Source organism: Bacillus sp. FDAARGOS_527, assembly GCF_003812125.1.
Classification (GTDB): domain Bacteria; phylum Bacillota; class Bacilli; order Bacillales; family Bacillaceae_G; genus Bacillus_A; species Bacillus_A paranthracis.
This window is the reverse complement of record NZ_CP033795.1, coordinates 4,372,590-4,395,448: the sequence shown is the minus strand read 5'-3', so window position 1 is coordinate 4,395,448 and position 22,859 is coordinate 4,372,590. Positions and strand designations below refer to the sequence as shown.

Genomic DNA, 22,859 nt, shown 5'->3' with positions numbered 1-22,859 from the left:
TCATACTGTTTCCTAAGTTTTCCAAGGAATACAATGTAAATATAAGAAACAGCGGGGGTGGAGAGATGGAAAAGATTATTGAAGTAAATAGTGTTTCTAAAACATTTAAACATAAAAAAGCAGTAAATAACGTTTCATTTCATGTGAATAAAGGAGAAATCGTAGCATTGCTTGGACCGAATGGTGCAGGGAAAACGACGACGATGTCGATGATGCTTGGACTAAAGGATCCGACGGAAGGAACGGTTTCTATATTCGGAAAGAGTCCAAAGCATAGAGATGTTCGTAATAGACTCGGTGCGATGTTACAAGAAGTAAGTGTTATTGATAGCATTACGGTGGAAGAGGCAATTGAGTTATTCCGCAGCTATTATACGAATCCGATAGCGAAAGAAACGTTGCTACAGTTATCGAATTTAAAATCGGAACGAAAGCAAAGATGTGAGAAATTATCAGGTGGTCAAAAGAGAAGGTTAAATTTCGCACTCGCACTTGCAGGAAATCCAGATTTGCTATTTTTAGATGAACCGACAGTTGGAATGGATATTACGTCTCGAAGAACGTTTTGGGAAACGATTCGAAAGTTAGCAAGTGAAGGGAAAACAATTATTTTGACGACGCACTATTTAGAAGAAGCGGATGCATTGGCGAATCGTATTTTATTGTTTGCAAATGGAAAGATTATCGCAGACGGTACACCAGATGAGATGAAAGCGACGATTTCACGAAAAACAATCACGTTTTATTCGAAGGAAAGCATTCCTACAAAGTTATTAAAGGAATTACCAAATGTAACAGAAGTACAATCAAACGAAGGTCACTTCACTTTAATAACTGAAGATACGGATGCAACCTTAAAAGCAATTTATGAAAAGAACTTACCTGTAACAAATATTTCAGTTGAACGTGGAAGTCTTGATGAAGCATTTGAGCAGTTTGTCGCAAATCAGAAGGGGGAAATCGCATGAAAGCTTTATGGATGCAATGCAAAATAGAAATTTTACGTACGTTCCGCAATAAATTATTTATCTTTTTCTCATTATTAATGCCAGTTATGTTTTACTATATTTTCACAAATGTTGTTCAAGTGCCACAAAACGGAGATGCGTGGAAAGCGCATTATTTAATCTCGATGGCGACGTTTAGTATTGTAGGGACAGCACTTTTTAGTTTCGGTGTAAGGATTTCTCAGGAAAAAGGGCAAGGGTGGACACATTTGTTGAAAATTACACCACTTCCAGAGGGAGCGTATATAACAGCAAAGATCATCGCTCAAACAGTAGTAAATGCTTTTTCAATCTTAGTTATTTTTATTGCAGGAATATTAATTAATCATGTGGAGTTAACGGTAGGGCAATGGATTGGTGCTGGATTATGGTTGTTGTTAGGTGTAACACCATTTTTAGCATTAGGAACAGTAATAGGTTCTATTAAGAAGGCGGATGCTGCTGCGGGCTTAGCAAATATTTTAAATATGTGTTTAGCAATTCTTGGTGGCTTATGGATGCCAATCGAAGTATTCCCGAAAATATTAAGATCTATCGGTGAATGGACACCAACATACCATTTTGGAAGTGGTGCATGGGATATTGTTGCTGGAAAATCAATTGGATGGGAAAATATCGCGGTATTAGGAGGTTATTTCCTTATATTTGTTGTAGTATCAATATATATAAGAAAAAGACAGGAAGCGGTATAAATGATAGAGAAGAAGAGGATTGAGATTTTTCCGAAGCATATGGGATTCTTTCCGTATATGTTTCTTGTGTATTTATTATTTCCAATTTACCATTTAGCGCAAGTGTCAGGATGGAAGTTTGTGCTAGGGAGCGGTATGTTGATACTTTTTATTATCACATACCGTCAACTTTATTTTGTTCAGAAGACGTTTGTTTTGTGGGCATGTATACAGATGGTGCTTATCTATTTATTTGCTTTATTTTATAATCCCTTCATGATATTTTTTGGCTTTTTCACGGCAAGTGCGATGGGATTTGCACCAAGTAAGAAAGCATTTCGGGTATTACTATGTTTGTTAGTTGTAATGCTTGGAGCATTTGTATTTATAAATATGAATCAACTAACACCTACAAGTTTAATAAATATCGTACCGATGTTTATTTTAATGCTTCTTACACCATTTGGTATGCGCAACTTTAATCAGAAAAAGATATTAAGAAATCAATTAAATGAAGCAAACGAGCAAATTAAAGACTTAGTAAAACGTGAAGAGCGGCAGCGTATTGCAAGAGATCTTCATGACACGCTCGGGCATACGCTATCTCTTATTACGTTAAAAAGTCAGCTCGTGGAGAAGTTGATTGTGAAAAATCCAGAACGCGCAAGTGTGGAAGCGAAAGAAATTACACAAACATCTCGTACCGCTTTAAAGCAGCTAAGAGAATTAATTTCTGATATGCGCATGATTACAGTAGAAGAAGAGCTTGAGCAAATAAAAGCGATCTTACAAGCTGCTAATATTGAATTAGAGATAAAACAAGAAACGAGTGCAAGTTTGCTATCACCCATTGAACAAAATATTTTAGGAATGTGTTTACGTGAAGCTGTTACGAATGTTGTAAAGCATAGTAAGGCAACGCATTGCACAGTTTCTTTACTAGAATCACAAGGTGAGTTGATTTTGACAGTAAAAGATAACGGAATCGGTTTAGCGGATCAAAATCACGATGGGAATGGTATTCGTGGTATGAAGGAGCGAATCGCTCTTATTGATGGATTTGTTGAACTAGGTACGATTAATCCAGGAACACTATTAACAGTAAAAGTTCCAGTTGTTATTCGAACAGGAAAAGATGAGGTGAAGGCATGATTCGAATTATTATTGCAGAAGATCAGCGGATGCTTCGTGGTGCATTAGGGGCCCTGCTTGATCTAGAAGATGATATTGAAGTAATTGGGCAGGCTGCAAACGGGGAAGAGGCGCTAAAACTAATTGAATCGTTAAAGCCTGATGTAAGCATTATGGATATTGAAATGCCAATTCAAAGTGGATTAGATGTTGCGGAAACGTTGAAGAAAGAAAAATCGGCATGTAAAGTAATGATTTTAACAACATTTGCGCGCCCGGGATATTTTGAACGAGCAATGAAAGCTGGTGTGCACGGATATTTATTAAAAGATAGCCCAAGCGAGGATTTAGCTGCATCGATTCGTAATGTAATGAAAGGAAAACGAGAGATTTCTCAAGATTTAATGTTCGGCTTATGGCAGGAGCAAAATCCGTTATCGGATCGCGAAAAAGAAGTATTGCTACTTGCAAAAGAAGGAAAGACGACAAATGAAATTGCCAAGGCACTTTATCTTTCGCCAGGTACAGTACGTAATTATATTTCTGAAGTATTAACGAAGCTTGATGCGAAAAATAGAATTGAGGCAATTACAATTGCGGAAGAAAAGGGATGGATATGAAAAGAAGTTTACCTATGAATGGTAAACTTCTTTTTTCTTATAAACAAGTATTTCGATAGAGAGTTTCGTCACAGTCGCATCGCTCAGGATTTGAAGTATATCGTGTAATTTAGATTTTACTTCATTTTTCGACAAAAAATTTGTTATAGTAAGATTAGGTTGTTGATCTAAGTTTTGGACAACTTTACCACTAACAGTTGTGATTACTCCATTTTTATCTACTTTTACAATGAGATCTTGGCCATATACTTTATAGTTTTTATATGTTTGTGCAAGGCGAGCTTCGGTTTGATTTTCTTTTGTTGCTTTATTTGTAGGTTGGGAATCTATATTCATTTCAGTTGTCATTCACTTTTGTTGAGCTTTTGCCTCATTTATCTCACCTTTTAAATACTTTTTCAGTATGTTTTTTTCGTATCATTTTGAGGTTGTGTAATTTTTTAAGCGTTAAATTAGGCTAAGTAATTTCAAATTTTACTTCATTTCTGCCTAATTCTTGGGTGTGAATAACTTCTGCTACTGCTAATAAAGGAAAAAGAAGACCGAATGTAACGAAGGCACGGACGAATCTTCTATAATTTATTTATAAAACCACTAATCTATTATTATATGTGAGACGAATTGTATGAAGAATTTGCCGAATTTTATATATATTATGCATTATTTCATGTCAAAAATTGTCGAACTCACATTATTGTAGTGGTATGACAACTTAACAAATTATATTGTTATAATGGGATGGTGAGTAAGTATGCACGCAGAAAAATTAGGAAGTGAAATTAAGAAAATTAGGGTAATGCGGGGATTAACACAAAAACAGTTATCCGAGAACATATGTCATCAATCGGAAGTGAGCCGAATTGAATCAGGCGCAGTATACCCAAGTATGGATATATTGCAAGGTATTGCAGCAAAGTTACAAGTTCCCATTATTCATTTTTATGAGGTACTCATTTATTCAGATATTGAGAGAAAAAAGCAGTTTAAAGATCAAGTCATTACGCTATGTAAGCAAAAAAAATATAAAGAGATTTATAATAGAGTATGGAATGAGCTGAAAAAGGAAGAATATCATCCCGAATTCCAGCAGTTTCTTCAATGGCAATATCATGTAGCAGCTTACATGTTGAAGAAAATTGATTACGAATATTGTATTTTAGAATTGAAAAAATTGTTAAACCAACAATTAGCTGGAATAGATGTATACCAAAACCTCTATATAGAAAATGCAATCGCAAATATTTATGCTGAAAATGGCTATTTTAAGAAGAGTATTGAGTTATTTGAAGGTATATTGAAACAATTAGAGTCATTGCATGATAATGAAGAATTCGACGTGAAGGTAAGATATAATCATGCAAAAGCATTATACTTAGATAATCAATATGAACAAGCCTTATATCAAGTGAATAAGGCGATTGAAATATCTTGCCGAATTAATAGTATGGCATTAATTGGGCAGCTGTACTATCAAAGAGGTGAATGTCTAGAAAGGTTGGAGTATGATGAGGCAGAGATTGAAGATACATATAAGAAAGCAAGTTTCTTTTTTGATATATTAGAAATGCATGCATATAAAGAGGCAATCGTAAATAAAATCAATCAATGAATAACCCTAAAAAATGGATATGCATAATTGCATACGGCATGGATAAATTTTCATGATATATTAAAAGAAAAAATGTGGGTGATGGAATATGAAAAAATTACTTATTGGTAGTTTATTAACGTTAGCAATGGCATGGGGTATTTCATTAACAGATACAGCTTTAGAGAAAAGCCAAGTAATTTCTCATAATGATCAAGAGGTACAATTAGCTTCGGACCTACCTTTTGAATATTAAAAAAACAACCGTCTTACTTAGACGGTTGTTTTTTTGTGGAGTAACCTCCAAACGTCTTTACTAGAAACGGGCTTGCTAATAAAGAATCCTTGAATGTGGTCACAGTTTTGCTCATATAAAAACTTCCATTGTTCTTCGGTTTCTACACCTTCTGCGATAACTTCTAAATTTAGTTCTTTTGATAGTGTAATAATGGAAGAAATAATCGCTTCCTCTAAAGGACTAGTTGTAATTCCGCAAATAAATTCTCGAGCAATTTTTAATGTATTAATTGGATATTTTGTTAAATAAGCTAAAGAACTATAACCAGTTCCAAAGTCATCAATTGAAATTTGAATACCGAGATTTTGAAGTTGTTCTAGTTTTGCAACTACAGATTGATTTTGGTTAATGGCGATACTTTCTGTAATTTCGATATCTAGTGCTTCTGGTTTTAACTCTGTTTCTTCTAAAACTTTTGAAATAGTTGGGATTAAATCTGCATGATTAAATTGAACTACAGATAAATTTACACCGACTTTTAAGTGAGAGAAACCTTGATTATGCCATCTTTTCGCTTCTAAGCAAGCAGTACGTAAAATCCAATTTCCAAGTTCAATAATGAATCCAGTTTCCTCTGCTAGAGGGATAAATTGGGCTGGGGATACGATACCGAGCTTTGGATGTTTCCAACGAATTAATGCTTCAAAACCAATAACTTGTTTTGTTTTTGTGCTTACTTGTGGCTGGTATTCAAGGAAAAATTCATTTTGTTGTAATGCTTTTGAAAGTTCTCCTTCTAAGAAGTTACTCTCATTTTGAGCGATACTCATTTCTTTTGAGAAGAAAACAAATCGGTTTTTTCCATTTGCTTTCGCGCGATACATAGCCATATCAGCATTTTTCATTAATGCTGTTACATCAGTTCCACAATCAGGGTACATTGCAATTCCGATACTTGGTGTAATAGACAGTTCTTCATCTTTAATGAAGAATGGTTTGTTTAAAATATTTAAAATCTGTTCAGCTATAAAGGCCGCACTTTTTTCTGAGTACATATCTGGTAATAGAATTGTAAACTCATCTCCGCCTTGGCGAGCAACGACATCTTTTGAACGTAGGCAACTGCGTAATCGTTTTGCTACTTCAATTAATAACAAGTCTCCGACGCCATGACCGAGTCTATCGTTAATTTTTTTGAATCGATCTAAATCAAGAAACATGACGGCAACATCATTTGCGCTAGCCTGAGCGGTATTTAAAATGTTTTTTAAATCTTTTTCAAACTTACGGCGATTTGGTAATCCGGTAAGTGCATCATGAAAGGCTAAATGTTCTACTTGTTTTTGTTTTTCATATAAAGTTGTAATATCACGTGCTATACCGAACATCCCAACAACTTCTTTGTTTATGAAAGTAGGGATGAGTGTAATGTGAAGGTAATAGTAATAACCTTCCTTTTCTTTTGTACGAACTTCTAAAGTTTGTGGTCTACCTTCTTTCGTTAGTTGTAAAGCTTTCTGCAGTAAATCATGGTCTTTTGGGTCAATAAAGTGTAAAAGAGAATAGCTTTCTACTTCACAATAGTAGGCAGTAAATAAGCTTTCGCAAGCTGTATTAGACTGCTGGAAAATACCATACATATTTAAAGAGAAAACAGCATCCGGGTGATCTTCGAATAAAGATTTATAACGTTGTTCACTTTTTGATAAAGCAGATGCACCTTCTTCTACTTTATCTTCTAGTTGTGTAGTCAACTGCTCGTATGTATCGATTAGTGCCTGATTATCTTTCCACATATAAAGTTGTCGTAAGAAAAATAAGATAAGAGATAATACTAGACCGATCAACATGAACTTATCATCCCAAGGTTGAAAGATAATAAAAGAAAAAGTAATGATTATACTAAAATAAGGTAATATAAAGCGCACATAATCAAACCGATAATATTTTGTTTTCGTTTCATGCTGTATTGGTTTATCTAAAATATATAGTATGGATGACAAACCAATTAATAAAATCGAAGCAGTATGTATTAAGTAAGAGACTTCAGAAGAAGGTTTTATCCCTGCGTTTAATTGAAACAGGTGTATATATCCGTACACGAGTATAATAGTAAAGCCGATAATTAATGAAATTCTGCTAGAAGAATATTCTTCTCTTCTATATAGACTAATTACGGCGTAGATTACTAATGATTGTGCAATAAAATATCCAATTAAAACCCAGGTATCTGTTGTTAACATACGAAAGCTTGAAATGTCCAAAATAAAAGTTAAGGTAAAATAAATATTCATAATAACGATAAAGATGCTATCGAATGAAAATTGAGCTAGTCCTCTAATAGAATAATGTTTTATGAACTTTATAGCAAAGCCAGAAAAGAGCAAAATATATTGTACGATAAAAAAGGGCAATGCCTTATATGAGAATATGACTTGGTCATATATAGAAAGTGAATGAAGAAATAGAGTTATCTCCATTGTCAATCCACATAGGCAAGTGCATAGTACCAAAACCCAAAATAATTTGTCACCGCGCTTCATTTTCTTAATTGCTTTATATAGGCAATAGCAAGAAAAGATTGTAGCGAAACAAAATAAGAAGAGAATTCCAATTTCTTTTATATTTAAGTCCTTAGGGATAAGAAATATCCAAAGAGAAAATATAATTATGTACATTATGACAAAGTGTACGTATTTTTTTTGATTAATCATATTATGACTCCGTTTCAATAAAGTTGAATCACAGGTGGAAAATGCTAATTCCAATCATAGCATATAAAATAGGGTGTTTTTTACTAAAAAAATTACTTTTTTTGAAAAAAATAGCTCAACATTACAATTTACCATTGTAATGTTGAGCTACTTATTCTTTTTACCCCTCTTATAGAGGATAATTCATGTATGAATTGCAGCATCGCTAAATCTTTCTGTTTACTTTCAATCATAATATCGAAATTATGATTGATTTTTTTTGCAACGTGTAAGAAAGGTTTAATAAACTCTAAATCAATATATTCCGCGTGAGCCCTAAATTCTTTTTTTGATTTAGGAGAGGAAATGTGAACTTTAGGAACGATATTTGTATGTGACCAAGTTTCAAAAATTGCAGGAAGTAACTCTTCTAACGGTTCTTCGCAAAGATTTGCCATGTGATGGTGATAATCAAATACGAATGGGATCTTTTCTTTTTGGCAAATAGATAAAGTTTCAGCAGTTGTATATGTTTTATCATCATTTTCAAGTGTCATTTGCCTCTTTATATGTGCAGGAAGTTTTTTTATGTTGTCATGGAAACGTTCAACCGCTTTTTCTTTATTTCCGTAGGCACCACCTACATGGATGTTAATATAAGAAGAATCTGCAATGCCTATTGCATCTAATACTTTATAATGATAGGTCATATCTGTAATAGCGTTAGTCGTAATGTGTGGTTTGTCGCTTGTAAATAGTGTAAATTGATTCGGATGAAAACTTACTCGTAAATTATGTTCTTTAATTAATGCCCCAATTGTACGCCAAAGCGGTGTGAACAATCCGATGTAATCAAACTCGACTTCGGGATGTGTTGCAAGTGGGACGATGGAAGAAGATAAGCGATATAATGGAATTTCATGCGCTATATTGTAATGAAGAATACGTATTGTATGCTCAAGATTCTGCCGCGTAACATCGTATAATTTATCTTCTCGTTCTTGTTTACTAAGCTTTTGAAAGCTTGTAAATGTCATCGTTTTAGCCGGAGAACAGTCCCAGAGTGCCATTGCATGTGAGACATATCCGAAACGCATAATCATAATGAATACATCTCCTTTATGCATTATCTTTCCTATAGGAAGAAAGCAAGTATTGTTCCTATCCATTCTTTGCCTCTATTAATGAGAGAATTCGGACTAACATCTTTCAAGGAAAGTAATGACGCATTTTCTAGATCTTCGTGGAATTTATTTTTTACTGTTTGTATAAAATGTTCATCATATAAAAGGCAGTTGATTTCATGGTTAATATATAAACTTCTCATATCAAAGTTTGCAGTTCCGATATCACAGATATAGTCATCAACTATAATAACTTTAGCGTGAAAAAAACCTTGTTGAAATGCGTAAATATTACAGCCAGCTTGTATTAACTTTCGGCAATATGGGAATTTTGCTTCTCGAACAAGGGGGTGATCCGCTTTTTCTGGAACGAGAATCGTGATTTGAACCCCGCGTTTTCGTGCTTCTAATAATGCGTTCATAATTTTTCTTCCAGGAATGAAATAGGGTGTACCGATAAAGAGTTCCTTTTTTGCACCTTCAATTAAATGTAAAAAAGTATGTTGTAAATAGGCACCATCAGTTGGAATAAATTGATGTTCGATAGTACCGGGTTGCTGTTTCGGAAAATAAAGAGAAGCGTCCAATAAATTTTGGTTTGTATCATCAAACCAGTCATGTAAAAATTGCTTTTGTAAATCTTGTACTCCTTCGCCTGTAAGACGTAAATGATAGTCCCTCCATAATCCTAACCGCTCATTATGTCCCAAATACTCTTCACCAATATTAAATCCCCCAATGTAACCAATTTTCCCGTCGATAACTGTAATTTTTCTATGGTTTCTTTGATTTGCAGAAAAGAAAGGAAAAGGAAACTTTACTTTGTGACAAAATGAAAAAGAGACACCATGTTTTTGTAGGGAGTGAACGGCCTCGTTTGATAAATGATGGCTTCCCAATCTATCGAGTAAAAGTCTTACTTCAATTCCTTCCTTTGCCTTATCAATAAGTAACTTTAAAAATTCTCGGCTGATTGTATCGTTTTTTACAATGAAAAACAAAACATGCACATGGTGTTTCGCCTGTTTTATATCAGTAAATAGAGTGTCATACAAATCTTTTCCGTATGTATAAAGGTGAAAATCACTTTGACGTAAAGGGAAAGAACGAGAACGTACACGCCTTAAATGAACAATTCTCCCATAAGAAAGATCAATTACAATCCAGAGAGCAATACCTATTAATAAGAGAGATAAGAAGAACATGAGTAAATTCCCTCCTTCACGGTCTTTTCACCATTTGTTTTTTATAAATCAAACATTCATTTTATTCGGTTATTTGTGGGCTAATAATTAGTAGGGAGTAAATAACTTCTAATGATTAAAGTTTCACTTTATAGTTTCACCGAAATAAACAGCTTTATTAAAAAATATGTTGTTGTATAACAAAAAACTGTTGACTGAATGCTCACTCATTATATAATGAAGGTAGGGGATAAAATTCAGAAAATTATATGTTTTTGAAGATTCTAAAAAAGAAAGAGGGCTTACAAAGAGAGGGGTAGCATAAAAATGAATAGCTTACTGATCATGAATTGGCTGGCTGCCATTGCTGTTATTGCTTATGCGGGATATTTGTTTGTGTATCTTATACGAACGAGGATGGCCTACATACAGTTAGGAAAAAAGATTGAATTTGACCGTCGTTTTAAAGAGCGTTGGGATCTCCTTAAGGTCAATGTTTTCGGTCAGAAAAAGCTGCTGAAAGATAAAAAGAGCGGCATTATTCACGTTATGTTCTTTTACGGATTTATTCTTGTCCAATTTGGAGCAATTGACTTCGTTTGGAAAGGACTCGCACCAGGATCACATCTTCCACTTGGACCACTATACCCTGCATTTACATTCTTCCAGGAAATTGTCACACTTGTTATTTTAATTGCAGTCTTTTGGGCTTTTCATCGACGTTATGTTGAGAAGCTAGTTCGTTTAAAACGTAATTTCAAATCAGGACTTGTTCTTATCTTTATCGGTGGCTTAATGATTTCTGTGCTACTCGGTAATGGGATGGGAATTATATGGCATGGCGAGGAGCTTTCATGGAGTGAGCCAATCGCTTCTGCAATCGCTTACGTTTTCTCAGGGATAAATGAAACCGTAGCCATTTCTGTGTTCTATTTCTCTTGGTGGGTGCATTTACTAATTTTGTTAACATTTTTAGTTTATGTTCCACAATCGAAACACGCGCATTTAATTGCGGGACCAGCTAACGTTTTCTTCGGCCGTCTTTCAAATCCAGGGAAACTTGAAAAGATTGATTTTGAAGATGAAACACAAGAAACATTTGGTGTTGGTAAAATCGAAGATTTTAGACAAAATCAGCTTATTGACTTATACGCTTGCGTAGAGTGTGGTCGTTGTACAAATATGTGTCCGGCAACAGGAACAGGTAAAATGTTATCGCCGATGGATTTAATTTTAAAACTTCGCGATCATTTAACTGATAAAGGAGCTGCAGTGACATCAAAAGCACCGTGGGTTCCAGTAGTTGCTTTTAATAATACACAAGGAAATCAGTTAGCGATGATGGCAGCTGGGAAAGGACAACAAGAATCTGCAGCTACAACACTCGCTTACGATCCGAGTTTAATCGGAGATATTATTACAGAAGAAGAGATTTGGGCTTGTACAACGTGTCGTAACTGTGAGGATCAGTGTCCGGTTATGAATGAGCACGTTGATAAAATTATTGATTTACGCCGCTATCTCGTTTTAACAGAAGGAAAGATGGATGCGGAAGCACAGCGTGCGATGACAAACATCGAGCGTCAAGGGAATCCGTGGGGTCTAAACCGTAAAGAGCGTGAAACTTGGCGCCAAGGTGATGATGAAGTAACGGTTCCAACTGTAAAAGAAAAATCAAAAGCTGGCGAGGAGTTCGAATATTTATTCTGGGTTGGTTCAATGGGATCATATGATAATCGTAGTCAGAAGATTGCGATATCATTTGCGAAGTTGATGAACGAAGCAGGCATTTCATTTGCGATACTCGGTAATAAAGAGAAGAATTCTGGAGATACACCGCGCCGCCTTGGTAATGAATTTGTCTTCCAAGAGATGGCGACAAAAAATATCGAGGAATTTGAAAAAGCAGGAGTGAAGAAAATCGTTACGATTGACCCTCATGCTTATAACACATTTAAAAATGAGTATCCGGACTTTGGCTTGCAAGCAGAAGTCTATCATCATACAGAACTGTTAGCTCAGTGGGTGAAAGAAGGACGCTTAAAACCGGTTCACGCTATTGAGGAAACAGTTACGTACCATGATTCCTGCTACTTAGGAAGATACAACGAAGTATACGAAGCCCCGCGTGACATTTTGAAAGCGATTCCTGGTGTGAATCTTGTAGAAATGGCACGTAACCGTGAAACGGGAATGTGCTGTGGAGCAGGTGGTGGCTTAATGTGGATGGAGGAAACAACAGGTTCACGTATTAACGTTGCTCGTACAGAACAAGCATTAGCTGTACAGCCATCCATTATCGGCACAGGATGTCCTTATTGCTTAACGATGATTAGTGATGGGACGAAAGCGAAAGAAGTTGAAGAGAAAGTTCAAACTCTCGATGTAACAGAGATTTTAGAACGCTCAGTGATTGGACAGAAGAAAGAAGCAATCTAGTTTGTAGGAATGCATACAACTTTAGAAAGAGGTGCAATGATTGCACCTCTTCTCAACGTAGGGATACCGAGCGAGCGCTCAGTGTTAAAAAATGAAATGGGGGAAAGAAACATGAGTAAAACAGTTATTTTAAGTGCTGCAAGAACACCAGTTGGAAAATTTGGAGGATCTTTAAAAGATGTAAAAGCAACAGAACTTGGAGGGATTGCAATTAAAGCGGCGCTTGAAAGAGCAAATGTTTCTGCTAGTGATGTTGAGGAAGTTATATTCGGAACGGTTATTCAAGGTGGGCAGGGGCAAATTCCATCGCGCCAAGCGGCGAGGGCTGCTGGAATCCCTTGGGAAGTGCAGACGGAAACAGTGAATAAAGTTTGTGCATCGGGGCTTCGTGCGGTTACGTTAGCGGATCAAATTATTCGTACTGGCGATCAATCATTGATTGTAGCTGGTGGTATGGAGTCGATGAGTAACAGTCCTTACATTTTACGAGGAGCAAGATGGGGATATAGAATGGGCAACAACGAAGTCGTTGATTTAAACGTTGCTGACGGTTTAACATGCGCATTTTCAGGTATACACATGGGTGTTTATGGCGGAGAAGTTGCGAAGGAAGATGGAATTTCTCGCGAAGCGCAAGATGAATGGGCATATCGTAGCCACCAGCGTGCGGTTTCAGCACATAATGAAGGACGTTTTGAAGAGGAAATCGTGCCAGTAACGATTCCGCAAAGAAAAGGCGATCCTATTGTCGTTGCAAAGGATGAGGCGCCACGCGCGGATACAACAATTGAAAAGTTAGCAAAATTAAAACCTGTATTTGATAAAACAGCGACAGTGACAGCTGGTAATGCACCAGGCTTAAACGATGGTGGTGCTGCACTTGTATTAATGAGCGAAGACAGAGCGAAGCAAGAAGGAAGAAAGCCGTTAGCGACAATTTTGGCACATACAGCAATTGCAGTGGAGTCTAAAGATTTCCCGAGAACGCCAGGTTATGCAATTAACGCATTGCTTGAAAAAACAGGTAAGACAATTGAAGACATCGATTTATTCGAGATTAATGAAGCATTTGCAGCAGTAGCAATTGCAAGTACAGAAATCGCAGGAATTGACCCAGAAAAATTGAATGTAAATGGCGGCGCAGTAGCGATGGGACATCCGATTGGAGCAAGCGGAGCGCGCATTATCGTTACACTAATCCATGCACTTAAGCAACGCGGCGGTGGAATTGGAATTGCTTCGATTTGTAGTGGTGGCGGTCAAGGCGATGCAGTGATGATTGAAGTTCACTAATTAAGATTAGAAGATATATAGTTTATTAAAAATTAAGGGGGAAGAAGAAATGGGTGTACAAAAAATTGTTGTAATTGGTGCAGGACAAATGGGATCAGGAATTGCGCAAGTATGTGCAATAGCAGGATACGATGTGAAGGTACAAGATTTAAAACAGGAGCAATTAGATAGAGGATTGGCTATTATTACGAAAAACTTAGCACGCCAAGTAGAAAAGGGGCGCATGAAGGAAGAAGAAAAGGAAGCGACATTAAACCGTCTTGCAGTAACGCTTGATTTAGATTGTGTGAAGGAAGCGGATCTTATTATCGAAGCAGCTGTCGAGAAAATGGATATTAAAAAGAAAATCTTTGCGAATTTAGATGAAATTGCTCCAGAACACGCAATTTTAGCGACAAATACGTCATCTTTGCCAATTACAGAAATTGCCGCGGTAACGAAACGTCCGGAAAAAGTAATCGGTATGCACTTTATGAATCCGGTTCCGGTTATGAAACTTGTTGAAATTATTCGTGGTTTGGCTACAGATGATGCGGTATACAAAACAATTGAAGATATTACGAAGAAAATTGGCAAAGTACCAGTTGAAGTAAATGATTTCCCAGGATTTGTATCGAATCGTATTTTATTACCGATGATTAACGAAGCAATTTATACGTTATATGAAGGTGTAGCGACGAAAGAAGCGATTGATGAAGTAATGAAACTTGGTATGAATCACCCGATGGGTCCTTTAACGCTCGCTGATTTTATCGGTTTAGATACGTGTTTATATATTATGGAAGTGTTGCATGAAGGTTTAGGTGATAGTAAATACCGCCCATGTCCATTACTGCGTAAGTACGTAAATGCAGGATGGTTAGGACGTAAAACAGGTCGTGGTTTCTACGTTTACGAATAAATCCCCCTTTGTTACAAAATAGTGGTCTTACCAAATTATTAAAAGGATTTATAGCAAATGGAGGCGGAGTATATGAACTTTCGTTTTAATGAAGAGCAACAAATGATGAGAAAAATGGTTCGAGATTTTGCACAGAAGGAAATTGCTCCCTTTGTTCCTAGTATGGAACAAGGGGTGTTTCCAAAAGAGATTTTGCAGAAGATGGGTGAGCTTGGATTAATGGGAATTCCAGCGCCTGCAAAATACGGCGGGGCAGAAATGGATTTTATTTCTTACATTTTAGCAATTGAAGAAATTTCAAAGGTAAGCGCAACGGTTGGTGTAATTTTAGCTGTACATACGTCAGTTGGAATGAACCCGATTTTATATTTCGGAACAGAAGAACAGAAAGAGAAATACGTTTCTAAACTTGCGACTGGTGAATATTTAGGTGCATTTGCATTAACAGAACCAAATGCAGGATCGGATGCAGGAAGTTTGAAATCAAGAGCTGTGAAGAAAGGCGATCATTACATTATTAATGGATCGAAGGTGTTCATTACAAATGGTGGTGAAGCAAGTACATATATTGTATTCGCTTCTACAAATCCAGAGGCAGGAAAGAGTGGGATTTCTGCATTCATAGTAGAGAAAGATACACCAGGCTTAATTATCGGTAAAGATGAGCATAAAATGGGACTGCTCGGTTCTCGCACTGTACAACTTACGTTCGAGGATATGAAGGTACCGGCTGAGAATTTACTTGGTGAAGAAGGACAAGGATTTAAGGTAGCAATGGCGAATTTAGATGTTGGAAGAATTGGGATTGGGGCGCAAGCATTAGGGATTGCTGAAGCGGCGCTTGCATGTGCGATTGATTATGCGAAAGAACGTGAGCAATTCGGAAAGCCAATTGCGGCGCAGCAAGGGATTGGCTTCAAACTTGCAGATATGGCAACTAGTGTAGAAGCGGCGCGATTACTCGTATATAGGGCGGCATCGCTAAGAGCGCAAGGATTACCATGTGGTAAGGAAGCATCTATTGCGAAATTATTCGCTTCTAAAACAGCTGTTGAAGTTGCGATTGAAGCGGTGCAAGTATTTGGGGGATACGGTTATACGAAGGACTATCCAGTAGAAAGATTTTTCCGTGATGCGAAAATCACGCAAATATATGAAGGAACGAGTGAAATACAGAAACTTGTTATTAGCCGGGCTTTATAAAAGCACAAGGGGGAGACGGGCATGCATTTTAAACTATCAGAAGAACATGAAATGATAAGAAAAATGGTTCGGGACTTTGCTAAGAACGAAGTAGCACCGACAGCAGCTGAACGTGATGAAGAAGAGAGGTTTGATCGTGCGCTATTTGATCAAATGGCAGAGCTTGGTTTAACCGGAATTCCGTGGCCTGAAGAATACGGCGGAATTGGAAGCGATTACTTGGCGTATGTAATTGCTATTGAAGAATTATCACGCGTATGTGCTTCTACAGGTGTAACATTGTCTGCACATACTTCACTTGCTGGTTGGCCAATTTTTAAATTTGGAACAGAAGAACAAAAGCAAACATTTTTACGACCGATGGCTGAAGGAAAGAAAATTGGTGCGTACGGCTTAACGGAGCCAGGGTCTGGATCGGATGCTGGTGGAATGAAGACGATCGCCAAAAGAGATGGAGACCATTATGTATTAAATGGATCAAAAATATTTATCACCAATGGTGGTATTGCTGATATTTATGTTGTTTTCGCATTAACTGATCCTGAATCGAAACAGCGTGGCACGAGTGCATTTATAGTGGAAAGTGATACACCAGGATTTTCAGTTGGGAAGAAGGAGAGTAAATTAGGGATTCGCTCTTCACCAACAACTGAAATTATGTTCGAAGATTGCCGTATTCCTGTAGAGAATTTACTAGGGGAAGAAGGACAAGGGTTTAAGATAGCGATGCAAACATTAGATGGTGGCCGTAATGGTATTGCGGCGCAAGCGGTCGGTATTGCACAAGGGGCTTTAGATGCTTCCGTAGAATATGCAAGAGAGCGTCATCAGTTTGGGAAGCCGATTGCGGCGCAGCAAGGGATTGGCTTTAAACTTGCAGATATGGCAACGGATGTGGAGGCGGCGCGTCTTCTAACATATCAAGCAGCTTGGCTGGAATCGGAAGGGCTTCCGTATGGGAAAGAGTCAGCGATGTCAAAAGTATTTGCAGGTGATGCAGCGATGAAGGTGACGACGGAAGCGGTACAAGTATTTGGTGGTTACGGTTATACGAAAGATTATCCAGTAGAGCGATACATGCGAGATGCAAAGATTACACAGATATATGAAGGAACACAAGAGATTCAAAGGCTCGTAATTTCTCGTATGTTAACGAAGTAGGATCAAGGGCGTAGGTATTTTCCTACGCTTTTTCCTTCCAAAAAATAATAGAGAGGTGAAGGGGATGGTTAAACATAATGTGCACGCATCAGTGAAAGATGAAAAATTAGTCGCGTTAAGGCGTGAACAAATGATTAAAGGTGCGGTGCAATTGTTTAAGCAAAAAGGATTTCCACGTACAACAACGAGAGAGATTGCAAAGGCAGCTGGATTTAGTATTGGTACGCTTTATGAATACATTCGTACAAAAGATGATGTTTTGTATTTAGTTTGTGATAGTATTTATGAACATGTAAAAGAAAGGTTAGAGGAAGTAGTTTGTACAGAAAAAGGGAGTATAGAGAGTTTAAAGATAGCAATAATGAATTACTTTAAAGTGATGGACGAATTGCAGGAAGAAGTATTAATAATGTATCAAGAGGTACGTTTTTTACCGAAAGAATCACTCCCGTATGTATTAGAAAAGGAGTTTCAAATGGTAGGAATGTTTGAGAATATTTTAGAACAGTGTACGGAAAATGGAACATTTACATTAAATAAAAAAGAAATACAGCTTCTTGCGCATAATATTTTTATACAAGGACAGATGTGGGGATTTCGACGTTGGGCGTTGCAAAAGCTATATACGCTCGAAGAATATACAGACATGCAAATTAGGTATGTATTGCAAGGGGCCCATATGCTTCCGAAATAAGGAATGCACAAATTATAATTTTACTACCCTATAAAAGTTTCCCGTTTTTTTTTGTAGCATATTTGTGCGACTTTTGTTTATAATGAATAGTATGGATTTTTTTAAGCAGGCCGTTATATATAAGGTTATATTTGATGAAAGGAAGTGCCGCATAAGTGGATTTTAAGCAATATTCACCAGAAGAGCTAAAAGAATGTTCAATGATTGAAGTTGTACATAGCGTTTTAGGGGATAAAAAACAAGCAACGACATTCAACGAGTTGGTTCAAGAAATCGCTCAAGTGCTGGGACTATCTCAAGAGCAAGTTAATGCGAAAATCGCACAATTTTATACAGACTTAAACATCGATGGGCGTTTCATTAATTTAGGAGAAAATCGTTGGGGATTACGTAGCTGGTACCCATATGAGCAAATTGATGAAGAAATCTTGCCTCAACCAAAACCGAAGAAGAAACGTAAAGTTGAAGAAGACGGTTTTGACGACTACATTGAAGAAGATGAAGATGACTTTGATGATGTAGACGGAAATGAAGACGAAGATGATGATGTAGAAGATTTGGACAAGGTTCTTGAAGACGAAGACGGAGACGACGATGATCTTGATGATTTAGATGACGATGAAGATGACTTCGCTGAAGAAGAACTTGAGTATGATGAAACTGAAGAAGAAGAAGAGGAAGAACTGTAGTTCTTGACTTTTCATTATCGTCCATGTAGAATCATTTTTGGGCTCTTTAAAAAAGGACGATAATACTTTTAAAGTGTAAATATAAAAGAAAATTGCTCCCTACTTATTACTTTATGTGATGAGGGGAGCAATTTTCTTTTTTGTTTTTTGTTTAGAAAATAAAAAGAGTCTAACAATAAGATGGATACAGTGTTATCTACATACGTTGCGCTTTGCAACGGTGATTATATAACAGCAAAATAGAAGGGAGCTTTTTCATGACTAAGTATATTTTTGTAACAGGCGGTGTAGTATCGTCTTTAGGTAAAGGTATTACAGCAGCATCTCTTGGAAGACTTTTAAAAAATCGTGGTTTAAACGTAACAATTCAAAAGTTTGATCCATACATTAACGTAGACCCAGGGACTATGAGCCCATACCAACACGGTGAGGTATTCGTAACAGATGATGGTGCAGAAACTGACTTAGACCTTGGTCACTATGAGCGTTTCATCGACATCAACTTAAACAAATACAGCAACGTAACAACAGGTAAAATTTACTCTTCAGTTCTTCAAAAAGAGCGTCGTGGTGAATACCTAGGAGGAACAGTTCAAGTTATTCCTCACATTACTAACGAAATTAAAGAGCGCGTATACCGTTCTGGTCGCGAAACAAACGCGGACGTTGTTATTACAGAAATCGGTGGAACTGTTGGTGACATCGAGTCTCTACCATTCTTAGAAGCAATCCGTCAAATTAAGAGCGACATCGGTCGTGACAATGTAATGTACATTCACTGTACGTTAATCCCGTACTTAAAAGCAGCGGGTGAAATGAAAACAAAACCAACGCAACATAGCGTTAAAGAGCTTCGCAGTTTAGGTATTCAACCAAATATTATCGTTGTTCGTACAGAAATGCCTGTTTCTCAAGATATGAAAGACAAGCTTGCATTATTCTGTGACATTGATACAAAAGCAGTTATTGAAGCACGCGATGCAGATACTTTATATGCAGTTCCATTATCTCTTCAAGAGCAAAATATGGACCAAATCGTTTGCGATCACTTAAAATTAGACAATCCAGCTGCAGATATGACAGAGTGGACTGCGCTAGTTGAAAAAGTGCGTAATCTTTCTAAGAAAACAAAAATCGCTCTTGTTGGTAAATACGTAGAGCTTCAAGATGCATACATTTCTGTTGTAGAAGCACTTCGTCATGCGGGTTACTCTTTCGACACAGATGTAGAAGTGAAATGGGTAAATGCTGAGCACGTAACAGCAGAGAACGTACAAGAATTAGTAGGAGACACAGATGGTATCCTTGTACCAGGTGGCTTCGGTGATCGTGGTGTAGAAGGTAAAATCGTTGCAATTCAATATGCTCGTGAAAACAAAGTTCCATTCCTAGGAATTTGCTTAGGTATGCAACTTGCATCAATCGAATTCGCACGTAACGTATTAGGATTAGAAGGAGCTAACTCTTCTGAAATCAATCCTGACACACCTTATGCAATCATCGACTTATTACCAGAACAAAAAGATGTAGAAGACTTAGGTGGTACACTTCGTCTTGGTCTATACCCATGTAAGCTTGCTGAAGAAACAAATGCATACAATGCATACAATGAGCCGGTTGTATATGAGCGTCATCGTCATCGTTATGAGTTCAACAATCAATTCCGTCCGGATATGGAAAAAGCAGGATTTGTATTCTCTGGTACAAGCCCAGATGGCCGTCTAGTTGAAATCATTGAATTAAAAGATCACCCTTGGTTCGTGGCAGCACAGTTCCACCCAGAACTTGTTTCTCGTCCAAACCGTCCACAGCCATTGTTCCATGACTTCGTAAGAGCATCTATTACGAATAAAGAGAGCAAGTAATAAAAAAGCGCCTGAAATAGGGCGCTTTTTTTAATATTCATTTAACATTTCATCGATTGTAAATTTGATTCCGTGATATGCAAATAAAGCTATCATTAAGCTTGGGAATCCGTAGCGATTACCTTCATCGTCTGGAATAAGACCTTTTAACAGCTTTGTATCAATATGTACATCTGTATATTGTTCTAGTGATTCAGTGCCTTCTTGAATAGCAGAGATGCCGACAATAGAGTGTCCATCTGCTTGCAGTTTTTTTGCTATTGCTACAACTTCTTCATCTGTTGAAAAACGGCTAATAAGAAGCACACGATCTGCAGAAGTTACTTCTACTTCCTTACCATTTTCAAATAATCGTTTTGCTTGCTTCATTGGTTCAGCACCGAATAGTGCTTCAGCAACAACGCCCTCCATTTCATTTGTACCATGTAAATAAATGAAACCTTCGCCAACTAATGCTTGAGCAAGTAGACGGGCGCTATCTTCTATATTCATTTCCTCTTTTTGAGAAACTCTGGAGAAATAACCGCTTAATTGGGTTGAAAAAATTTTTAACATAATGTTACTCCCTTCGTACGTGTTTACCGGCTTTCATTATAGTTTATTTTTTTAGAAAGGTGAAATCGAAGGTGGCATAACAAAATAGGAAACGGTAAAATAAGAAAGAAATAGGAAGGAATTTGGTAAAGAATAGCGAAAATTAATCGTTAAGATATAAGAAGCTTTAAATCTTGTACTTACACAGAAAGGTTGGGAGTTATGGAAGGGAAAATTTTAATCGTTGATGATCAATATGGCATTCGTGTGTTATTACATGAAGTGTTCCAAAAAGAAGGTTATCAGACATTCCAAGCAGCGAATGGATTTCAAGCTTTAGATATCGTGAAAAAAGATAATCCAGATTTAGTTGTGTTAGATATGAAAATTCCAGGTATGGATGGTATAGAGATTTTAAAGCATGTAAAAGAAATTGATGAGAGTATTAAAGTGATTTTAATGACTGCTTATGGAGAGCTTGATATGATCCAAGAAGCAAAAGATTTAGGTGCTTTAATGCATTTTGCTAAACCATTTGATATTGATGAAATTCGTCAAGCGGTGAGAAATGAACTCGCTGTAGAGGCTTAAAAATGAATTTTTTATAAAAAATATGGAAAAAAGCGTTTACATGGACTATTGTGCAGGTGAATACGGTTGAGTTTTTGAGTACAAGTTGTTATCCTATTGAGTGTAGAAAAAAGTCCGGTATGTAGATATACATATTTTACCTTATTCTGGTCATACTACCAGCGATAAGAACTTATCGGATACAAAAAACGTTTTTTAGGAGGATTCACCATGCCTTTAGTTTCTATGAAAGAAATGCTAAACAAAGCACTAGAAGGAAAATACGCAGTTGGTCAATTCAACATGAACAACTTAGAGTGGACTCAAGCTATCTTAGCTGCTGCGGAAGAAGAAAAATCTCCTGTAATCCTAGGTGTATCTGAGGGTGCAGCTCGTCATATGACTGGTTTCAAAACAGTTGTAGCTATGGTTAAAGCTTTAATCGAAGAAATGAACATCACTGTTCCTGTAGCGATTCACCTTGACCATGGTTCAAGCTTCGAAAAATGTAAAGAAGCAATCGATGCAGGTTTCACATCTGTAATGATCGACGCTTCTCACCACCCATTCGAAGAAAACGTAGAAACTACTAAAAAAGTAGTAGAATACGCACACGCTCGTAACGTATCTGTTGAAGCTGAGCTTGGAACAGTTGGCGGACAAGAAGACGACGTAATCGCTGAAGGCGTAATTTACGCTGACCCAGCTGAGTGTAAGCACCTTGTTGAAGCAACAGGTATCGATTGCCTAGCTCCAGCTTTAGGTTCTGTACACGGTCCTTACAAAGGTGAGCCTAACTTAGGATTCGCTGAAATGGAACAAGTTCGTGACTTCACTGGCGTACCTTTAGTATTACACGGTGGTACTGGTATCCCAACTGCTGATATCGAAAAAGCTATCTCTTTAGGTACTTCAAAAATCAACGTAAACACTGAGAACCAAATTGAGTTTACAAAAGCTGTTCGTGAAGTATTAAACAAAGACCAAGAAGTTTACGATCCTCGTAAATTTATCGGACCTGGCCGCGACGCTATCAAAGCAACTGTTATTGGTAAAATTCGCGAATTCGGTTCTAACGGTAAAGCGTAAGAATAAAATTCCGTTTTGGAAACCGTCTACTCTTTTAGACGGTTTCCTTTCGTTGTATAATGAAAGCGTGAACAAGTCTAAAGATTTTATCATTTTGTTTTTGAAATAGAAAATAATGTGCATAGTCCTATTAATAAATGTGATAATGTATCTAAATTGATAAAG

21 protein-coding genes are annotated in these 22,859 nt (G+C 36.9%); 16 read left to right on the top strand and 5 right to left on the bottom strand.

Going from position 1 to position 22,859, the window contains the following annotated elements; translation table 11 throughout:
- Window positions 1–65: 65 nt before the first annotated feature.
- The 4 genes from EGX95_RS25600 to EGX95_RS25585 are packed head-to-tail and all read left to right on the top strand — an operon-like array spanning window position 66 to window position 3,429.
- Window positions 66–968 carry an ABC transporter ATP-binding protein gene (locus tag EGX95_RS25600; protein WP_000411148.1) on the top strand — a complete coding sequence of 301 codons (903 nt, stop codon included), beginning with the start codon at window positions 66–68 and terminating at the stop codon, window positions 966–968.
- The gene (locus EGX95_RS25595; protein ID WP_000646289.1) at window positions 965–1,699 is read left to right on the top strand and encodes an ABC transporter permease; all 735 of its coding nucleotides are present in this window, start codon (window positions 965–967) and stop codon (window positions 1,697–1,699) included. The genes EGX95_RS25600 and EGX95_RS25595 overlap by 4 nt, the downstream gene beginning before the upstream one ends.
- The gene (locus EGX95_RS25590; protein ID WP_000570599.1) at window positions 1,700–2,830 is read left to right on the top strand and encodes a sensor histidine kinase; all 1,131 of its coding nucleotides are present in this window, start codon (window positions 1,700–1,702) and stop codon (window positions 2,828–2,830) included.
- Window positions 2,827–3,429 (top strand): response regulator transcription factor, encoded by a 603-nt coding sequence (locus tag EGX95_RS25585; RefSeq protein WP_000619256.1) that lies wholly within the window; start codon window positions 2,827–2,829, stop codon window positions 3,427–3,429. The genes EGX95_RS25590 and EGX95_RS25585 overlap by 4 nt, the downstream gene beginning before the upstream one ends.
- Window positions 3,430–3,441: 12 nt before the next feature.
- On the opposite strand, the gene EGX95_RS25580 is transcribed toward EGX95_RS25585, so the two are convergent.
- The gene (locus EGX95_RS25580; protein WP_012644730.1) at window positions 3,442–3,765 is read right to left on the bottom strand and encodes a bacillolysin; all 324 of its coding nucleotides are present in this window, start codon (window positions 3,763–3,765) and stop codon (window positions 3,442–3,444) included.
- A 415-nt stretch (window positions 3,766–4,180) separates the two neighbouring features.
- Between EGX95_RS25580 and plcR the strand changes: the two genes are divergently transcribed.
- Both plcR and papR read left to right on the top strand, forming a co-directional pair.
- Complete coding sequence (gene plcR, locus EGX95_RS25570) at window positions 4,181–5,038, top strand: transcriptional regulator PlcR (RefSeq protein WP_000542922.1); 858 nt, start codon at window positions 4,181–4,183, stop codon at window positions 5,036–5,038.
- Between the two features lie 88 nt (window positions 5,039–5,126).
- Entirely contained in the window at window positions 5,127–5,273 is a 147-nt protein-coding gene (gene papR, locus EGX95_RS25565; protein ID WP_000734741.1) for a quorum-sensing peptide PapR, read from the top strand.
- A 17-nt stretch (window positions 5,274–5,290) separates the two neighbouring features.
- On the opposite strand, the gene EGX95_RS25560 is transcribed toward papR, so the two are convergent.
- The 3 genes from EGX95_RS25560 to cls all read right to left on the bottom strand — a co-directional run bounded on the left by EGX95_RS25560 (window position 5,291) and on the right by cls (window position 10,277).
- Window positions 5,291–7,969: a DUF4084 domain-containing protein gene (locus tag EGX95_RS25560; RefSeq protein ID WP_063246654.1), complete on the bottom strand. Its 2,679-nt coding sequence runs from the start codon at window positions 7,967–7,969 to the stop codon at window positions 5,291–5,293.
- 128 nt (window positions 7,970–8,097) lie between these two features.
- Window positions 8,098–9,051 carry a UV DNA damage repair endonuclease UvsE gene (gene uvsE / locus EGX95_RS25555; protein ID WP_000605890.1) on the bottom strand — a complete coding sequence of 318 codons (954 nt, stop codon included), beginning with the start codon at window positions 9,049–9,051 and terminating at the stop codon, window positions 8,098–8,100.
- Window positions 9,052–9,083: 32 nt separating this feature from the next.
- Window positions 9,084–10,277: a cardiolipin synthase gene (gene cls, locus EGX95_RS25550; RefSeq protein ID WP_000465817.1), complete on the bottom strand. Its 1,194-nt coding sequence runs from the start codon at window positions 10,275–10,277 to the stop codon at window positions 9,084–9,086.
- A 306-nt stretch (window positions 10,278–10,583) separates the two neighbouring features.
- Here cls and EGX95_RS25545 point away from each other — a divergent pair, with 306 nt between their 5' ends.
- The 8 genes from EGX95_RS25545 (at window position 10,584) to pyrG (ending at window position 20,501) form a co-directional block, all read left to right on the top strand.
- Window positions 10,584–12,695, top strand: coding sequence for a (Fe-S)-binding protein (locus EGX95_RS25545; RefSeq protein WP_001086792.1), 2,112 nt, complete (start codon window positions 10,584–10,586; stop codon window positions 12,693–12,695).
- Between the two features lie 9 nt (window positions 12,696–12,704).
- A complete protein-coding gene (locus tag EGX95_RS25540) occupies window positions 12,705–13,988 on the top strand; it encodes an acetyl-CoA C-acetyltransferase (RefSeq protein ID WP_001998670.1) in 1,284 nt (427 codons plus the stop codon).
- Between the two features lie 49 nt (window positions 13,989–14,037).
- Window positions 14,038–14,889, top strand: a complete 852-nt coding sequence (locus EGX95_RS25535) for a 3-hydroxybutyryl-CoA dehydrogenase (protein WP_000538851.1) — start codon at window positions 14,038–14,040, stop codon at window positions 14,887–14,889.
- Window positions 14,890–14,961: 72 nt separating this feature from the next.
- Window positions 14,962–16,092: an acyl-CoA dehydrogenase gene (locus tag EGX95_RS25530; protein WP_001011168.1), complete on the top strand. Its 1,131-nt coding sequence runs from the start codon at window positions 14,962–14,964 to the stop codon at window positions 16,090–16,092.
- Between the two features lie 21 nt (window positions 16,093–16,113).
- Window positions 16,114–17,253, top strand: a complete 1,140-nt coding sequence (acdA, locus tag EGX95_RS25525; protein ID WP_000545533.1) for an acyl-CoA dehydrogenase AcdA — start codon at window positions 16,114–16,116, stop codon at window positions 17,251–17,253.
- A gap of 64 nt (window positions 17,254–17,317) precedes the next feature.
- Window positions 17,318–17,947: a TetR/AcrR family transcriptional regulator gene (locus EGX95_RS25520; RefSeq protein WP_123805769.1), complete on the top strand. Its 630-nt coding sequence runs from the start codon at window positions 17,318–17,320 to the stop codon at window positions 17,945–17,947.
- 155 nt (window positions 17,948–18,102) lie between these two features.
- Window positions 18,103–18,636, top strand: a complete 534-nt coding sequence (gene rpoE, locus EGX95_RS25515) for a DNA-directed RNA polymerase subunit delta (protein WP_000346281.1) — start codon at window positions 18,103–18,105, stop codon at window positions 18,634–18,636.
- 257 nt (window positions 18,637–18,893) lie between these two features.
- Window positions 18,894–20,501, top strand: coding sequence for a CTP synthase (gene pyrG, locus EGX95_RS25510; RefSeq protein WP_000170452.1), 1,608 nt, complete (start codon window positions 18,894–18,896; stop codon window positions 20,499–20,501).
- Between the two features lie 30 nt (window positions 20,502–20,531).
- Here pyrG and EGX95_RS25505 read toward each other — a convergent pair whose 3' ends face one another.
- Complete coding sequence (locus tag EGX95_RS25505; protein ID WP_000912423.1) at window positions 20,532–21,056, bottom strand: DUF2529 domain-containing protein; 525 nt, start codon at window positions 21,054–21,056, stop codon at window positions 20,532–20,534.
- A gap of 201 nt (window positions 21,057–21,257) precedes the next feature.
- Here EGX95_RS25505 and spo0F point away from each other — a divergent pair, with 201 nt between their 5' ends.
- Both spo0F and EGX95_RS25495 read left to right on the top strand, forming a co-directional pair.
- Window positions 21,258–21,626, top strand: coding sequence for a sporulation initiation phosphotransferase Spo0F (gene spo0F / locus EGX95_RS25500; protein ID WP_000398594.1), 369 nt, complete (start codon window positions 21,258–21,260; stop codon window positions 21,624–21,626).
- 210 nt (window positions 21,627–21,836) lie between these two features.
- Complete coding sequence (locus tag EGX95_RS25495) at window positions 21,837–22,694, top strand: class II fructose-bisphosphate aldolase (RefSeq protein ID WP_001131850.1); 858 nt, start codon at window positions 21,837–21,839, stop codon at window positions 22,692–22,694.
- Window positions 22,695–22,859: the final 165 nt, after the last annotated feature.

Bases quoted from the DNA above. Each gene is read 5' to 3' on its own strand.
- EGX95_RS25600 (WP_000411148.1), top strand. From the start codon at position 66: ATGGAAAAGATTATTGAAGTAAATAGTGTTTCTAAAACATTTAAACAT.
- EGX95_RS25595 (WP_000646289.1), top strand. From the start codon at position 965: ATGAAAGCTTTATGGATGCAATGCAAAATAGAAATTTTACGTACGTTC.
- EGX95_RS25590 (WP_000570599.1), top strand. From the start codon at position 1,700: ATGATAGAGAAGAAGAGGATTGAGATTTTTCCGAAGCATATGGGATTC.
- EGX95_RS25585 (WP_000619256.1), top strand. From the start codon at position 2,827: ATGATTCGAATTATTATTGCAGAAGATCAGCGGATGCTTCGTGGTGCA.
- EGX95_RS25580 (WP_012644730.1), bottom strand. From the start codon at position 3,765: ATGAATATAGATTCCCAACCTACAAATAAAGCAACAAAAGAAAATCAA.
- plcR (WP_000542922.1), top strand. From the start codon at position 4,181: ATGCACGCAGAAAAATTAGGAAGTGAAATTAAGAAAATTAGGGTAATG.
- papR (WP_000734741.1), top strand. From the start codon at position 5,127: ATGAAAAAATTACTTATTGGTAGTTTATTAACGTTAGCAATGGCATGG.
- EGX95_RS25560 (WP_063246654.1), bottom strand. From the start codon at position 7,969: ATGATTAATCAAAAAAAATACGTACACTTTGTCATAATGTACATAATT.
- uvsE (WP_000605890.1), bottom strand. From the start codon at position 9,051: ATGATTATGCGTTTCGGATATGTCTCACATGCAATGGCACTCTGGGAC.
- cls (WP_000465817.1), bottom strand. From the start codon at position 10,277: ATGTTCTTCTTATCTCTCTTATTAATAGGTATTGCTCTCTGGATTGTA.
- EGX95_RS25545 (WP_001086792.1), top strand. From the start codon at position 10,584: ATGAATAGCTTACTGATCATGAATTGGCTGGCTGCCATTGCTGTTATT.
- EGX95_RS25540 (WP_001998670.1), top strand. From the start codon at position 12,705: ATGCATACAACTTTAGAAAGAGGTGCAATGATTGCACCTCTTCTCAAC.
- EGX95_RS25535 (WP_000538851.1), top strand. From the start codon at position 14,038: ATGGGTGTACAAAAAATTGTTGTAATTGGTGCAGGACAAATGGGATCA.
- EGX95_RS25530 (WP_001011168.1), top strand. From the start codon at position 14,962: ATGAACTTTCGTTTTAATGAAGAGCAACAAATGATGAGAAAAATGGTT.
- acdA (WP_000545533.1), top strand. From the start codon at position 16,114: ATGCATTTTAAACTATCAGAAGAACATGAAATGATAAGAAAAATGGTT.
- EGX95_RS25520 (WP_123805769.1), top strand. From the start codon at position 17,318: ATGGTTAAACATAATGTGCACGCATCAGTGAAAGATGAAAAATTAGTC.
- pyrG (WP_000170452.1), top strand. From the start codon at position 18,894: ATGACTAAGTATATTTTTGTAACAGGCGGTGTAGTATCGTCTTTAGGT.
- EGX95_RS25505 (WP_000912423.1), bottom strand. From the start codon at position 21,056: ATGTTAAAAATTTTTTCAACCCAATTAAGCGGTTATTTCTCCAGAGTT.
- spo0F (WP_000398594.1), top strand. From the start codon at position 21,258: ATGGAAGGGAAAATTTTAATCGTTGATGATCAATATGGCATTCGTGTG.
- EGX95_RS25495 (WP_001131850.1), top strand. From the start codon at position 21,837: ATGCCTTTAGTTTCTATGAAAGAAATGCTAAACAAAGCACTAGAAGGA.